Below are 15,672 nucleotides of genomic sequence, written 5' to 3'. Positions count from 1 at the left end.
AATGTAATACTTTAGTCCTTTTAAGCACTGGTAGTTAAAAATTAAAAGTGAACAGTGAAAAGTAAGAAAAATTTATTGAATTGAAACTTCAATAGACCCTATAACTCTTAACTATAAATATATTACTCTATAATAATAATACAGTAAAGAGAAGATGCTATAAATTATATAATATAATTTATAGCATCAGCACCGAAATTTATTGCTATATTTTCATCAAAAAACTTTTTCATATCTTGTAGTTCATCCTGTTTATATATATATTTACCGTAACCAAATTGACCGTATTTGAATTTTCTTAACTCCTCCTCCATAGGAAGCTTGGTTTTAGAATATACTTTTAAAATATTTTCTTTGGCTCTTTTTGTAAACCTATGGGATATTATCTCAAAAGAAATATGTTCCCCAGAAAACATATTGTTTATTTTATCTAAAAGCTGTTTATATTCCTCTTTCCAGTCAGAATATAAAAATACAGGTGCAACTATAAAGCCAAGATTATAACCAGCTTTTACCACCTTAAAGGCCGCATTTAACCTTTTCTCTACCTTTGGAGTTTTATGCTCAAATTGTGTTATTATCCTGTCTGTATTAATACTAAATCTTATGGTAGTTTTGCCATTATGTTTTAAATGAAGTAAACTATCTATGTCTGTAAATTTTGTAACAAATCTAAAATAAGAATTATCACTGAGGCCAAAAAACTCTATGGCCTTTTTCAAAGCTCCTGTATATAATTCTACAGGAACTGGATCAGAAGTGGCAGCTCCTTCAAATACAGTTACATCCGGATATCTTTCCATTTCATATTCTTTAGCTTTATTTAATATTTCATCTAAATTAACATATACTTTTACATAGGGTTTTTTACCCATTTGGGTGTTTAGATAGCAATATTCACACATTCCCATACACCCACTGCACAGAGGCAGCTGATAATTAGCAGAAGGTTTACAGGATTGAAAGCTGGCACTTTTTCTTATACCTACCACTAAAGTACTTTTGCCTTGAAAATACATTTCCTCTGGACTTTTACCTGGTATTCCAACTATCCTCCCACTTTTAGAATAAATTATTTCTACATTTTTATCTTTAAAATAATTAAAAATATCCTTTCCTAAATTATATTCTAAAGCTTTTTCTTCAAATACTACTCTCTTTGGTATAAACATGCTAAAATTCACCTCAAAAATAGTATAATCATAAGACTTAAAAATATTTATAAAATTTATCTTCCACTTTCATTCAAATAATTAATTATCCCATTTGAAATATTTTGTGCTAATGTTTTTAATACTTTTTCATCCGATAATCTCTTCCTGTCTTCTGCATTAGTTATAAATCCACATTCCACTAATACTCCGGGTATTTTGCTATATCTTAACACTGCTAAATTTTGTTTTCTTATGCCTTCACTTTCCCAATTATCACTCTTCACGCACTCTTTCTCTATGGCATTAGCTAATTTTATTCTCTCTTCCTCCTGATACCCATTTACATCATAATATAATGTAGTTATACCTTTAAAGTTTTTATCATTTAATGAGTTTACATGTATAGAAACAAAAGCATCTGCACAAGAGGAATTCACTATGTCTCCTATCTCATCAAGTCCCAACAGCTTGTCCTCTTCTCGGGTAAGAAATACTACATTTCCCTTACTACTTAAATAAGTTTTAGCATACTTTGCGATTTTTAAAGTTATATTCTTCTCCTCCATATTTCCATAGCTAGTACCTTTATCTATACCTCCATGTCCCGGATCAAGAACTATGTAGTATTTTTTCAGAGAAGTATGCTTGTCTTTATCTTTATTCACTATATTTGCCATAGGAGATGCTGTTATATTAATTGAATTTTTCCTATTTGCTATACTAATATGTTTGGTAAAAATCAACATAAGCAAAGTAAAAAAAACACAAGAAAACATAATTTTTTTCTTGCTATTAAATGGCATAATATCACTACTCTCTTTTCTATTCTTATAATTCATCCTCCATCTGAATCTAGAAATTGCTTAATGTAATTATAACATTTATTTCCTTTAAATTCCATATAATCTAAATTTTATTTATCTAGATTTAGTCATGCAAATAGTCCGAATACTTCAATTTTTGTTTCTTCGGACTATTTTACACACTTTTACTTATCTATTCTTCTTTATTTTTTTAAACATCTATCTGTGGTGAGGGAATTACATGTACCGCTACTAATTGTCCTACCCTTCTGGCAGCTTCTGCCCCGGCCTGGGTAGCCACCTTTACTGCCCCTACATCTCCTTTTATTTTTACTGTTACCAATCCTGCACTTACTTTTTCGTATCCTATTAACTCTACATCAGCATTTTTGACCATTTCATCTGCTGCTTCCATAGCTCCTATTAGTCCCCTGGTTTCTACCATTCCCAGTGCTTTTCCCATATTATAATACCTCCACTATACTTATACTTTTCCTGTCTCTTTTTAGTATCACTATTTCTATATTTTACAATAATCATTGCTTCAATATTACAGCATATTTTTAGTAAACATATATTTTATTTAATTTTAATACGTTATTAACATTCATATATTAATATATTCTACAAAGGAGTTGATAAAAATGAAGTACCTTAATATATGTATTGATATTGACGGAACAATTACCGATCCTTATTTTTGGCTTGATATCGCTAATAAACACTTCAAAAAGAATGTATCCATTCAGGAAATAACCCAATATAGGGTTGATCAAGTTATGGGAGTAACCAGAAAGGAATATATAGATTTTTATAATAAAAATAAATTTGAGCTTCACAATGGAAAAGAACCTATAAGAAAAGATGCAATAAAAATTATTCAAAAACTTATAAAAACAAATAATATCTACTTTGTAACTGCCAGAGAAAAGGACTTGGAAATTCTCACTCATTATTATTTAAACAAACACAACATACCCTATGACGGAGTTTTTGTACTAGGAACTTCTTACAAGGTAGATACAGCCATAAATTTAAATTGTGACGTATTTATAGAAGACTGTTATGAAAATGCCCTAGAGTTGTCCAAAAATGGATTTAAAACTTTATTAATAGATACCAACTACAACCGTGTGCCCCTAAATAAAAATATAACAAGAGTTTTTAATTGGAATGAAATATATGGTATTTTAGAAAAAATGCTATTACAGAAAAAAGTCATATAATAGCATTTCTTTAAATAACTTAGATTTAATTATACTCCATCTTTAGAAGCTATAATCATGGCAATTATTATTAATACTCCCCCTATAAAAAAACTGGCATTTAATTGTTCACCAAGACAAAGCCAGCCTAAAATTGACCCTGTAACAGGCTGGAAAAACAAAAACAAAGATCCTACTCCCGTATCCATTAATTCAAGACCCTTATTCCATAAAAAAAATGCGCCTGCCGTTGATACAACTCCAATATAAATTATTGCAAATAAAAGTTGTCCATTATTTAAAATTGAAATAATATTTTCATTTTGCCACAACATTAAAGGAGTTGTAAATATCAGTGCAAATAGCATTGCATAGGTGGTGGTAACTAAAGAATCAAAGCGCTTTGATGCAACTTTAACATAAACAGACAATAATGCCCAAGTTACAGCAGCTCCAACTAGCACTATATTTCCTAAAAAGTGTTTTAAAAACATTGTATCTAGTCCTATAACTATAACAACACCTAATGTAGCAAGTACTAATGAGATTATTTTTTTCTTGGTAAATGCCTCTCCTAATATAAATCTGGCAAACAAAACAACAAAAACTGGTGTAGATGCTGTAATTAAAGAACCTGTATGTGCATCAGATAGTTTTGTTCCCATAAATTGCATAAAAATGGATATAAAATATCCTATAAATCCTATCCATGCTATAAGGAGCCAGTCCCTTTTTTTCATCACAACTTTATAATTTTTTTTATGTTGAAAAGCCATAAGTATTATAAATAACACTACAAATGCAATAGCATATCTAAGCCATACTAATGTAATAGGCGAGACAAACTCCAGAATATATTTACTAAGTACATACATTGAACCCCATATAGAAGCCGCCAAAAATAAACATAACGATCCCATTAATTTTTCCTTCATTTTAAATATCCTCCGTCTTTTCATTTATTTGTATTCATGTAATATCTAAAATGAGGTATTATATCACCATAACTACCTATCCTCATTCTAGATTAAGAATGGGCAACTGGTTGATCATTTTCAAATAAATTCAAATAATACATATTAAAAGCCCCCTTGAAATTACATTATTAAATAAGAACTAAAAATTCTAAAATATCAAGTGATTCTTAGGTTCAGATGGAGTTTGCTTATAAGGATGACTCTCTCCTGCTGAACCTTATTAACAGTATTCTTAGTGTCTTTAGCACTTAGAATACGTTATCCTTTAGGAGAAGAACTTATCCAGGCGCGTAGCAGTGCTTATCCCCCACTTTGATAGAAAAGTAGAGAACCAAAATTTTTAATTTTGTGTGAATTGCTTTCACAGAGTGCGATGGGGGTGTTAGCAATGGCAGCCATCGGATAAATAAATTTTCAGTCATATTTTTGTTATTTTATATAATAATATGGTGTTGAATAAATAAAAGTCAAGCCTTTTTAAAATTTTCTTTCAATAAAAAAAGAACTTATATTTCTATAAGCTCTCTTATATAATAAATTATAAGTTTTTAGGCATATGATAAAAATTAGATTTTGAAATAAAAGGCTGGTATTCTTCTCATGTTCTATATTCGCCTTATGTCAATACCTTTTTTAAATCCCTTTTTTACATTAAGATAAACAATGGTTATTCCATCCTGTGTCCTGTAGTCTATACATTCAATATTGTTTCTTATATTCCAATCCAGAGGTAAATTGTAGCTAACACAGTAATCATAGTTATCTAAAACACTCTTACCACTTACGTGTATATTATCATCTTTTAAAATCACCTTAACATCTTCAGGTCTTATTCCTACTGTTCTACAAGTAGCTTTGTAACCATTTGGGGCTTCTTCCCAACAAACAGGAGACATATCTTTATTCTTGCAATTAACTACTAAATTCTTAGGCTCACCAAACCATTTTCCTAAAAGTTCATCTACTGTATCAAAATCATGGTATTTTGTTAAAGAATTACTCATAAAAATTTCCTCCTTATTAAAATTTAATTTTTATAAATCATTTCTTCTATATTTTAAAATATTCTTACTTTTGTAAAATATATATTGTTAAATTATTATCATTCTTTAATTTAATTATACTCCTCTACAAGAAATATGTCCACACAATTTATAATTTATTTATAAAGTTTTACTTCTTTATTTTCATCTGTTTTGATTGGCATTATATCTAACTCTAAATAAAATTTTCATCAAGATATTACATGCAAAATTTTGATAAAAATAAAAAACATCCATTAGACCCTATATGCCTGATATATACTCTAATGGACTTTTTTCTCCTTATTTATCGTTAAATTTTACACATATTCTAATGCAATAATTTCCGCATTAAAATATATTTATTTAGAATAAGGATTATATATTTTTGTTTATCGATTTCCTAACAGTATCAGACTCAACAGTAAGTCATTTTTACTGTAATTGTTTTCTATTATTATATAAAGACTTATAGCCTAAATTTAATGATAAAAACACTGTCATGCAAACTGAAGTACAGATTGCAATCATAATAGCTATTTGGTACATAATTGCTGTGGTAGGTAACGTGCCAGATAATATCTGTCCTGTCATCATTCCAGGTAAAAATACTATTCCCATTCCTACCATGGAATTTAGGGTGGGAATTAAAGCAGTTTCTAAGGCATTATTAGCAAAGGGTTTCAAAATATCTTTAGGTTCTACTCCTAAATTGAGTAAAGTATTAATTTTACTTTTTTCTTTACTTATAGAATCCATAAAGGTTTTTATTCCAATATTTATTCCAGTCATGGCATTTCCAATTATCATACCGGCTAAAGGTATGCTGTATCTAGGATTAAATATAGATTTATTAACAACTGCAGTCATAAAGAAAAATAAAATAAAAATCCCTGAAAATGTTAAAGAAGTTCCTATTGCAATCTTAAAATTATAATTTAGATCCCTTCTGCTTTTAATTACTCTATTAACAGCAAATGTTATCATAAGTATAAGAAAAACAACAGTAAACAAAGGCTTTGGATTACTAAATATATATTGAAGTATATAACCTACAATTACCAGTTGAACTGACATTCTTAAACTTGCAGCTAAAAGGAGTTTTGTTTGATTAACTTTTGATTTTTTCATTATTAATAGCACCATAATTAGCAGTAAATAAATAAGCAAAAACTGATAAATACCCATTGAAACTACTCCTTCCAAATTTTGTCCTCCTTAACTATTTCAATTTTATTTTGGCAAAACTCCTGAACAATATTTTTATCATGACTTACAATTACAATATCAATATTTTTTTTCTTACAAAAATTTATTATATTTTTTATTATTTTATAACTGTTTTTTTCATCTAGTGCTGAAGTGGGTTCGTCCAACAATATAACCTTTGGACATAATGATAAAAAAATAGATATATAGACTCTTTGACGCTCTCCACCAGAAAGACTAGATGCATTTTGATCTAAGGGAATATTTACAGAGCAGAGTCCAGTAATATAACTGACATAATCTTTCTCAGGCATAGGTAATTGCCTCAGGGAGTAAAAGGTCTTAAAATTATCTAAAATACTCTCATGGAAGAGAAAAGCTTCTTGAGAAACCAGACTTACCTCACGTCTTAAAGCAATAGGGTCATATTCTTCTATTGCCTTACTTTTATACAATAATTCTCCAGATACCGGACTTATGGAATGATTCAACAGTCTTAAAAAAGTACTTTTACCGCTGCCGCTCTCCCCAACAATAAAATTAATTTTATTCTTTTCAATTCTAACATTATCGTAAGTTAAATTAGCTTTATAAATAAGGTTACTGGCTTGAAATAATGGTTTATTCATTATACTTCCTTCCTTTATTTCTGCATACAACTCAGGGAGGCTAAGAATATTTATATCTATTTCAAGCTAACTCCCCTCCTTGACTGCAGTGTATCCAATTGATAAAATAATGTCATAAATAGCGAAAATTAATATCTGAATCAGATATCTGTATTAGATATCGAACTACGATATCTAAATTCTAAATCAAGGATATCACAGGAGGAATTTAAATGCAAGATCAAATTATGAGAAAATTATTTTTAGGATTTATTCATATTCATATATTACATCATGCCAAAGAGGAACCTTTTTATGGAGCATGGATGATAGAAGAGCTCAAGGAGCACGGATATGAAATCAGTGCGGGGACACTATATCCTATACTTCACACTCTGGAAAAAAACGGTGTTTTGAAAGTTGAAGATAAAAATGTGGAGGGAAAGATAAGAAAATATTATTCAATTACTAAGTTTGGAGAAGATGTTCTTAAAGAAGCAAAATCAAAAGCATACGAATTATTTAAAGAAATAAAAGATTAGACCTATTTTATTTTTACAGAAAGTTGTATTCCAATTTACTCATATAATATATTTACCACTTAAGAAAGGATAAGAGGGCTTTAAGTTATGAAAATATTTTTATACTATATTTTACTTATAAACATATATGGCTTTATATTAATGTATTTGGATAAAAACAAATCTAAAAAAGGAAAATGGAGAATATCTGAAAACAAGCTTTTTATTACAGCTATTTTATTTGGAAGTTTAGGTATTTTTTTAGGCATGTATACTTTTAGACATAAAACTAAACATCCAAAATTTGTTGTAGGAATTCCATGTATTCTTGCATTTCAGTTATTTTTGTATTTCAAATACATAAATAATCTAATTAGGTAACACAGATGGTTTTTATAGAAGGATACTCTTTTATTTTAAAGCAATCGGGGCAGTAAACCAAATATACAGCTTAAACTTTAGATAAGGAGCCAGCCCAACTAGCAATATCCACATTCCTATAAAGCCTATGAACAGAATAATATATTTATTCGGTAGAGTGATAAAGATCCTCAAGATATTCCTTGTTCAAAAAGGAAACCTGATAGACAAAAATGTTAATCAGATTTCCTTAAGTTTATGATATTGAGCTCAGCTGGACGTTCCTCCCGAGATCCTAGGATGCATAATAAAGCTCCTTGATCAACTTTTCATAAAGTTTTTTTAGTTCAGGAAAATAAATCTGCACTATATCTTTAAGCATTTTCTCTGCCAATTTATCATCATAAGTGTATAGTCAAATTTCTATCTGCAAGAGCATCTATCCAAACATGTCCATCATCAATTAACCCTATTTGATAAGCTTGCTTGATTGTTTCCCTTGGGCTTTTTGTATATAATTCCTGTGCTTCTAGGTAGTCCTTCATCAATTTCCATGATAGTTCAAAAGCAATCTCAAAAAACTGTATAATACCAGCACGTTCTAATTCTGTTTCAAGAGGTTGATTAATATATTTACTTAATAATTTATGCCACTCCGAGGTAACTATTTATCCTTTATACCTAGCTTGCAGTTTTTTATTATGATACAGCAAAAAAGTAGGAAAATCAAACTGCATTTTGGTTACAAAAACTGCATTTCGTTTACAAATATTCAGTTGTTGATTACAAACATTGCATTTGGTTTTACAAAGTTGCATCTCGTTTTGCTATTTAGTTAAATTTTTTATTCATGTATAAGTTTCAATAAATCTTTATTGAAAAACAATAAATAATTATTGAAATTATTGAGAGGATGTAGTATGATGAAATTACAAAATGTAAATGGAGGCAGTGATTTATGAACGAGAACAAATATAATTCTATGGCTAGATTTTTGATAATTGTATTAAATGTACTTATTGTCTTTGGGATATTGACCTTTATAAGTTTAATTATAAGTACATCAACTTCAGTGGATACTGGAGCAGCAAATAGGAAATATATCGTAAACTGTATATTATTTTTCATTGGAACTTCTTCTTTAGTATTTATTCTTTACTGTCTTAGAAAGATTTTAAAATCTGTTATAAAGGCAGGCCCCTTTAATATGAGTATTGTGAAAAGTCTAAAGAATATAGCTTTAAGCTGCTTTACTATAACTATATGCTATTTAATAAATTTCTTTTATAATAATCAGTTTAAAAGCTTCAGATTAATAGAGATAGATCCAAAGGGCATACACACTGATACGGAGTTCTTGATATTCTTCTTTGCAGGGTGCTTTGTTTTGATACTGGCTCAAATATACAAGCAGGCCGTGGAAGTAAAAGAAGAAAATGATTTCACGGTTTAGGCACTAAAGGAGGCGCATTATGGCTATAATTGTAAACCTTGATGTAATGATGGCAAAACGAAAAATCTCTCTTAATGAACTGGCCGAGAAGGTTGGAATAACAAATGCCAATTTATCAATATTAAAAACCGGAAAGGCCAAGGCTGTAAGGTTTTCCACACTAGAGGCTATATGCAGGGAACTTAAATGTCAGCCGGGAGATATTTTAGAGTTTAGAGAGGAATGAAAGGATGAGGCAAAATGGAAGTTAATAAAACTTTAGAAACTAGAACTAAGGATGGGCTATACTGTGTGCTATTTTCACTGCTGCTTGGAATTATATTTGACAGATTATTTTTCGACAAGACCCCCGGCATATCCTACCCCATATTTATAGGACTGTGTATTGGATTTTTCCTATGGTCCATAAGAGATAGGATAAAAATAGGAAAAAGCTTTGGCTGGTTTTTACTTATACCAATAGCCCTGATGTCCCTCAGCTTTGCAGTTCATACAGAGAACATATTTTATTTATTAAATTTTTTAGCGGTTCCAGTTCTTATGATTTCAAGTTCCATTTTAATAGTGAATCCAAGGCTTAAATGGGATAAATCCAACTTTATAGCTGAAATGTTAAGAAAAGGAATAGCAAATGTGCTTAATAATATCATCAAGCCCTTTACAATTTTAAAGACTTCAGTAAAAATAGGAAAAACTGTTCAAATGGAGGAAGGAAAAAAGCAAATATTGATTGGCATACTTATTTCCTTGCCTTTGCTTGTGATTTTGATAATACTCTTAAGCTCTGCAGATATGGTTTTTGGCTACTACTTTGCTAACCTGACAAAGCTTTTTAATAATATAAATATAGAAGAGTTTGTACCACATACCATAATCATTTTAGTTATAACATTCTATTTATTTGGTTATGTTTGGGGCTTTAAAAGTGAGGAAAAAGCAATTGAAAAAGGCTTGGATGCCCTTGCTGTAAGCTGGGAGGCCGTTACAATAATAACCGTATTGGCTGCTTTGAATATACTGTATCTGATTTTCACAATAATTCAATTTTCTTATCTTTATGGTGGAGATAATATAACACTACCAGCTGGCTTTACCTATGCAGAATATGCTAGAAAAGGCTTCTTTGAGCTGGCCACAGTTACCTTCATCAATTTTATAATAGTGCTGGGCTGCCAGAAATATGTAAAAAAAGATAATAAAAAGCTTTTAAAGACAGCAAATCTTCTTTTAACTCTCCTTGTAGCATTTACCTTAAATATGCTTTTTTCTGCTAATTTTAAACTTACTTTGTATGAGGCTGCCTTTGGTTATACCTTTTTGAGGGTATCAGTGCATTTATTTATGCTGCTGCTTTTCATACTATGTCTGGTTGTGGCTGCTGGCATTTGGTACAGAAAAATTCCTATAGTGAAAAGCGTAATTGTGATAACAATAATTATGTATACAATAATAAGCTATCTTAATATAGATGGATTTATAGCCAAGAAAAATATAGAACGCTATAATGAAACTGGTAAGCTGGATACTTATTATTTGACTTCATTATCTTTTGAAGCCGTTCCTTACTTGATTGAAGTGAGAGATAAGAGCAACAGCCATATAAAAATGATTATTGATAAAAATTTAAAATACAGAAAAAAAGTGCTTGATAAGCAAAATTCATGGACTGAATTTAATTTTAGTAAAAACAGAATCAGAAAATTATTAAACCAGGGAAGCTAAAACCCTGGTTTTTCTACCCTTTCATGTCTATAAGTGCACCTGCATTTCAAGCTCTTCCCATCTTCCATGGTCTTCGCCTTCAGGGGCAAGTCTCGACTTCCTCTTTTGTTCTGCTTATACAGAACCACCTTACGATACGGCAGGATTCACTTTATGTTACAACCTATACTTTTTGCTCGCGCTCTTTCAAACACTTTATCACCACACTTTATACATATAATTTCTTATATGCATAGTGGATGGCTAAAAGGCTCCTTGACGATTACCTTTACTGGACTTTCACCAGTTAGCATGCTCCAGCTTAGCTGGACGTCTCCCCCCGAGATACTACGAGGTGACTAGAAGTCAGCTTCTTGCTCCCTTCAAGAATCTATTGACAATGTCTTTGTATAAAGTATATTATTACGATATTAGTAATCTCATTGGTATACTACAAAAACTCCATTATAAATCTCACTAGAAAAACTAGAGGATATATTTTTAATTGACTAAAAATATATCCTCTTTTTAATATATTGGTATTCAAGTCTGAAATTTGACTTCTGTTAGGTATTACTATGGACATTCTTGAAGAAACATTTAACAATTAAACCTAAAAAACAAACAATTTAAAAGGGGGTAAAAAAATATGACTGATAATATGACTGATAATATTACTGCTGATTCTATGACATCATTAGAAAGGCTTATAGCTTGGCTCGAAGGAAAACCTTATGATCGCATACTAATTAATCCAATGCTAGGTGAACATGCAGCAAATGTCATTGGCATAAAAGCATCTGAGTATAATCTTTCAGCTGAAAAGATGGCAGAAGCTCAAATTGCAGCATATAGAACTTATGGACACGACTTTGTAGGCACAGGTCCTGGACAAGCAGCAGTACCGGAGGCTATTGGAAGTGTTTTAGATTTTCCTGATTACAGTACTCCTTATGTAAAACAACCTGTTATTAATGAAATTTCCGATTTAGATAGACTAACAATTCCAAATCCCCATAAGGATGGAAGGTTGCCACTTTTCCTTGAGGCTACCAATATAATTATCGATGAAGTCGGTAAAGAAGCTCCAGTGGGAACAATTTTAGGAGGGCCATTTACAACTGCAAGTAGTATAAGAGGTACAGATAAGCTGCTAAAAGATATATATCTTAATCCTGAGTTTGTTCATAAGCTTCTTGAGTTTACCTTAAGTAGTATAATTTCATTTGCAAAGGAAATTGCTAAAACAGGTTCATCTATATGTATCGTTGATCCAGTTTCTTCTGGCAGCTTGATTAGTCCAAAAGTATTTAGAGATATTTCATATCCATACTTAAAGAGATTTATTGCAGCCATTTCAGAATTTTCTTCACCCCCTACACTCCATGTGTGCGGAAATACAAAGAAAATATTAAATGATTTAGCTGATTCAGGAGCTGGTGTCCTTAGTATTGATAACTCTCTAGATCTGGAAGAGGTAAAAAATACAATTGGACATAAAATACCTATTACGGGAAATGTACACCCCACTGATGTTATGTTTCAAGGAACACCCAAACTTGTTGAAACAACTGTAAAAGAAAGTTTAAAGAAAGCATATGATTCTCCTAAGGGATATATCTTAGGTCTTGGATGTGGATTGCCTATACCAACTCCACCTGAAAATATTCATGCACTTGTTAATGCAGGTAAAAAATATGGAAGATATCCATATGATCCAGAATTATTTGAATAATAACATACTTGATTAGAATTTAATAAAAAGCCGTGTAAATAATTAGGTATATTCTCTTTCTTTTGACAAATGCTTTTCGAATGACATATTTATAGAATAATGTAAATTAAGATCTATAGCTTCTATTTCTTACTCAGCATTACATTGCACTATTTCCACTTTTAGTCAATAATATACATACAATAATAAGATAAGGCAATGCTGATGAGCAACCTGAGTGATTATTGGTGTTCTATACAGAAACGGATAGGATTAAAACTATCCATTTTATCCGTTTCTCATAGAACAGGCGCGATAAACCTCATGGGTCTGGGGACAGAGTCTCCAGCATATTTATGCTTCTTTGTTTAATACTTCACTAAACAATATATTAAGTTGGTTTATAACCAACTTCCAATTTGCATAGGCATGGATCCTTTCTTATTTATTTTCTGTGTAACTATTGCTCTTCCTTCGAGGTACTAGGAGGCAATTGGAAATGGCTCCTTGCTATCCATGTTAAAGATATATACGGGACTGTTTACTTTACCTTTTATAATAATACGTTCTTTGACTTTATCTGAATTAATATCATATTGTAACATCCTAATTAAGTAAAAAGACAAAACCTTATATATAACTCACTGGGTTTCATCTTTTTACTTCACATATCGCTGCTAGTTACAATTGTGTCTTATATTTAATTTATATTTTTATTTAATTCCAGCATCATTTAAATAACTTTTATCCAACAAATCACTTACCTTCACGTCTTTTCTAACTGTATTATTTTGTCTTAAGCTTTTAATGGTAGCTGCTAGTGATGTTGTAACTTCATCAGTTAGTCTTATATCAAAATCTTCTTTAGCAAGACCCTTTACTACAATTTGCTTATCTAATTTAAGCTCTTTAGAAATAATATCAGCAGCCTCATCAGGATTTGCTTTAGCCCATTTTTCTGATTTTTCATAAACCTTTAGAATCCTTTTTACAATATCAGGATTTGTTTTTCCAAAACTATTATTTACTACAATCAAATTGACTTCATACTTTAAGTTTGTTCCATCTCCTATTTTATAGGCTGTTCCTTCAGCTTCAATTGAAGATGCGTATGGATCCCACACAATTGCAGCATCAATATTTTTAGATGTAAAAGATGTCTTTATATCTGGCGGCTGTAAATTTACAAGTTGGATATCACTTTGCTTAAGTCCTTCTGATGCCAGATATTTGACAAGAAGTAAATGTGCAGAGGAACCAACGGTAACTGCTACTTTTTTACCTTTCAGGTCTTTAGCCGATTTTATGTTTGAACCGGCTGCTGCAAGTATTGTATTTAGCTTATATCCTACTGCATAAGCCCCAATACCTTTAATATCTATGCTATTTGCTCTTGCCTGTATGGAGGGCTGATCTCCAATTTGTCCTATATCAAGTTTTCCACCTGCAAATGCTTCAACCATAGGAGGCCCAGAGACAAAACTTTGAAATTTAATTTTTATATTATCATTTTTAAATTCTTCATCAAGCCATCCCTTATTTTTTGCAATAATTAAAAGTGCATGATTTATTCCCGGCTGATAGCCTATATTTATTTCTTTTAACTTTGATTGTTCTTGTTTTTTACTGCTTGATGAATTATTCGCTTGTCCGCAGCCAGATAAAGCAAGTAAGCTTATCAAAAGTACTGTAATTATAGAAAATATTTTTTTCATATTATTCATCTCCTTTAAATATCTGCATTAATTTCAGCTACTGGTAATTTTTCCTTAATTAAATCAGGATATTTCAATCCACTTCCAGTATTTAAAAGCACTATTTTTTCATCAGATTTCAAAAAACCCTCTCTTAACAGTTTTTTAACTCCTGCAACTAAAGACGCTCCTTCCGGACATATAAACAATCCTTCTGTCTTTGCCAAAATATCAAGCAATTCCACAATTTCAGAATCTTTTACCTCTATTGCTGTACCATTACTTTTTCTTACTGCATCTAAAACTATGAAATCTCCTAAAGCCTTAGGTACCCTTATTCCACCTGCTATAGTATTAGCACCTTTGCAAAACTCAGAATCTTTAGTTCCCTCATTAAATGCCTTTACAATAGGATTGCATCCTTCTGCTTGAACAGCTATAAGTTTAGGAACTTTGTCTTTAATCCATCCCAATTCCTTGAGTTCTTGAAAGGCTTTCCATATTCCTATTATTCCAACTCCTCCCCCTGTTGGATAAAGTATAGCATCCGGAAATTCCCAATTAAAGTACTCTGCAATTTCAAATCCCATTGTCTTTTTTCCTTCAATTCTATATGGTTCTTTAAGAGTGGCAGCATCAAACCATCCATGTTTCTCTACACCTTTTGATATTATTTTTCCAGCATCAGATATTAATCCTTTTACAAGATAGGTTTTTGAACCATATACATAAGCTTCCTTTTTAGCAAGCTCAGGGGCATCCTCTGGCATAGCAACTACAAGCTCAATTCCTGCTTTACTGGAATATGCTGACCAGGCTCCTCCTGCATTTCCTGCAGTTGGCATAGCTATGGTTTTTATTCCAAGCTCTTTTGCCTTAGATATCCCAACGGCAGCTCCTCTGGATTTGAAAGTGCCTGTAGGGTTTAATGCTTCATTTTTTATATAAAGTTCCTTTGCACCTAATTTTTCCCCCAAATTCTGAATTTTAAGTACTGGAGTATCACCCTCCCCAAGTGTAACTATATTTTTCTCATCTTCAATTGGAAGTAACTCTTCAAATCTAAACAGTCCTTTCTTCCTTGTCTTAAAGATATCCTTGTTCACTTCTTTTTTTACCCTTTCAAGATCATATTTTACCAGCAGCGGACCTCCGCAATGGCATAGATTATGTGGTTCATCTTTTGAATACCTTTCTCCACACTTTGAACATTCTAAATAATTAAAATAACTCATGACTTTACTCTCCCTT

17 protein-coding genes are annotated in these 15,672 nt (G+C 31.0%); 7 read left to right on the top strand and 10 right to left on the bottom strand.

What is annotated here, in order from left to right; translation table 11 throughout:
- Positions 1–164: 164 nt before the first annotated feature.
- The 3 genes from splB to ACJDU8_RS02675 form a co-directional block, all read right to left on the bottom strand.
- Positions 165–1,172 carry a spore photoproduct lyase gene (gene splB / locus ACJDU8_RS02685; RefSeq protein ID WP_406790608.1) on the bottom strand — a complete coding sequence of 336 codons (1,008 nt, stop codon included), beginning with the start codon at positions 1,170–1,172 and terminating at the stop codon, positions 165–167.
- 56 nt (positions 1,173–1,228) lie between these two features.
- Positions 1,229–1,993 (bottom strand): N-acetylmuramoyl-L-alanine amidase family protein, encoded by a 765-nt coding sequence (locus ACJDU8_RS02680; protein WP_406790607.1) that lies wholly within the window; start codon positions 1,991–1,993, stop codon positions 1,229–1,231.
- Positions 1,994–2,168: 175 nt separating this feature from the next.
- The gene (locus ACJDU8_RS02675; protein WP_406790606.1) at positions 2,169–2,420 is read right to left on the bottom strand and encodes a BMC domain-containing protein; all 252 of its coding nucleotides are present in this window, start codon (positions 2,418–2,420) and stop codon (positions 2,169–2,171) included.
- 181 nt (positions 2,421–2,601) lie between these two features.
- Between ACJDU8_RS02675 and ACJDU8_RS02670 the strand changes: the two genes are divergently transcribed.
- Positions 2,602–3,183, top strand: coding sequence for a 5' nucleotidase, NT5C type (locus tag ACJDU8_RS02670; RefSeq protein WP_406790605.1), 582 nt, complete (start codon positions 2,602–2,604; stop codon positions 3,181–3,183).
- Between the two features lie 29 nt (positions 3,184–3,212).
- On the opposite strand, the gene ACJDU8_RS02665 is transcribed toward ACJDU8_RS02670, so the two are convergent.
- From ACJDU8_RS02665 to ACJDU8_RS02650, 4 genes are all read right to left on the bottom strand, one after another.
- A complete protein-coding gene (locus ACJDU8_RS02665; RefSeq protein WP_406790604.1) occupies positions 3,213–4,097 on the bottom strand; it encodes a DMT family transporter in 885 nt (294 codons plus the stop codon).
- A 647-nt stretch (positions 4,098–4,744) separates the two neighbouring features.
- Entirely contained in the window at positions 4,745–5,143 is a 399-nt protein-coding gene (locus ACJDU8_RS02660) for a hypothetical protein (RefSeq protein WP_406790603.1), read from the bottom strand.
- Between the two features lie 453 nt (positions 5,144–5,596).
- Positions 5,597–6,367 (bottom strand): ABC transporter permease, encoded by a 771-nt coding sequence (locus ACJDU8_RS02655; RefSeq protein ID WP_406790602.1) that lies wholly within the window; start codon positions 6,365–6,367, stop codon positions 5,597–5,599.
- Entirely contained in the window at positions 6,355–6,999 is a 645-nt protein-coding gene (locus tag ACJDU8_RS02650; protein ID WP_406790601.1) for an ABC transporter ATP-binding protein, read from the bottom strand. The genes ACJDU8_RS02655 and ACJDU8_RS02650 overlap by 13 nt, the downstream gene beginning before the upstream one ends.
- Positions 7,000–7,211: 212 nt before the next feature.
- Here ACJDU8_RS02650 and ACJDU8_RS02645 point away from each other — a divergent pair, with 212 nt between their 5' ends.
- Positions 7,212–7,520, top strand: coding sequence for a PadR family transcriptional regulator (locus ACJDU8_RS02645; protein ID WP_406790600.1), 309 nt, complete (start codon positions 7,212–7,214; stop codon positions 7,518–7,520).
- Positions 7,521–7,607: 87 nt separating this feature from the next.
- Positions 7,608–7,880 carry a DUF1294 domain-containing protein gene (locus tag ACJDU8_RS02640; RefSeq protein ID WP_406790599.1) on the top strand — a complete coding sequence of 91 codons (273 nt, stop codon included), beginning with the start codon at positions 7,608–7,610 and terminating at the stop codon, positions 7,878–7,880.
- A 380-nt stretch (positions 7,881–8,260) separates the two neighbouring features.
- Here the strand turns inward: ACJDU8_RS02640 and ACJDU8_RS02635 are convergent, their stop codons facing one another.
- A complete protein-coding gene (locus ACJDU8_RS02635) occupies positions 8,261–8,446 on the bottom strand; it encodes an HI0074 family nucleotidyltransferase substrate-binding subunit (protein ID WP_406790761.1) in 186 nt (61 codons plus the stop codon).
- Positions 8,447–8,817: 371 nt separating this feature from the next.
- On the opposite strand from ACJDU8_RS02635, the gene ACJDU8_RS02630 reads away from it, so the two are divergent.
- From ACJDU8_RS02630 to ACJDU8_RS02615, 4 genes are all read left to right on the top strand, one after another.
- Positions 8,818–9,312: a DUF2975 domain-containing protein gene (locus tag ACJDU8_RS02630; protein ID WP_406790598.1), complete on the top strand. Its 495-nt coding sequence runs from the start codon at positions 8,818–8,820 to the stop codon at positions 9,310–9,312.
- Between the two features lie 19 nt (positions 9,313–9,331).
- A complete protein-coding gene (locus ACJDU8_RS02625; RefSeq protein WP_012103730.1) occupies positions 9,332–9,538 on the top strand; it encodes a helix-turn-helix domain-containing protein in 207 nt (68 codons plus the stop codon).
- A gap of 14 nt (positions 9,539–9,552) precedes the next feature.
- Entirely contained in the window at positions 9,553–11,034 is a 1,482-nt protein-coding gene (locus ACJDU8_RS02620; protein WP_406790597.1) for a DUF4153 domain-containing protein, read from the top strand.
- Between the two features lie 628 nt (positions 11,035–11,662).
- Positions 11,663–12,748, top strand: coding sequence for a uroporphyrinogen decarboxylase family protein (locus ACJDU8_RS02615; protein WP_406790596.1), 1,086 nt, complete (start codon positions 11,663–11,665; stop codon positions 12,746–12,748).
- Between the two features lie 692 nt (positions 12,749–13,440).
- Here ACJDU8_RS02615 and ACJDU8_RS02610 read toward each other — a convergent pair.
- Together ACJDU8_RS02610 and ACJDU8_RS02605 are read right to left on the bottom strand one after the other, a co-directional pair.
- Positions 13,441–14,442, bottom strand: coding sequence for an ABC transporter substrate-binding protein (locus ACJDU8_RS02610; protein ID WP_406790595.1), 1,002 nt, complete (start codon positions 14,440–14,442; stop codon positions 13,441–13,443).
- Between the two features lie 14 nt (positions 14,443–14,456).
- On the bottom strand, positions 14,457–15,656 hold the full coding sequence (locus tag ACJDU8_RS02605; protein WP_406790594.1) for a threonine synthase: 1,200 nt from the start codon (positions 15,654–15,656) through the stop codon (positions 14,457–14,459).
- Between the last annotated feature and the right edge of the window lie 16 nt (positions 15,657–15,672).

This window comes from Candidatus Clostridium eludens, assembly GCF_045310515.1.
Classification (GTDB): Bacteria; Bacillota; Clostridia; order Clostridiales; family Clostridiaceae; genus Clostridium_B; species Clostridium_B eludens.
This window is presented reverse-complemented; position numbering and strand designations above follow the sequence as displayed.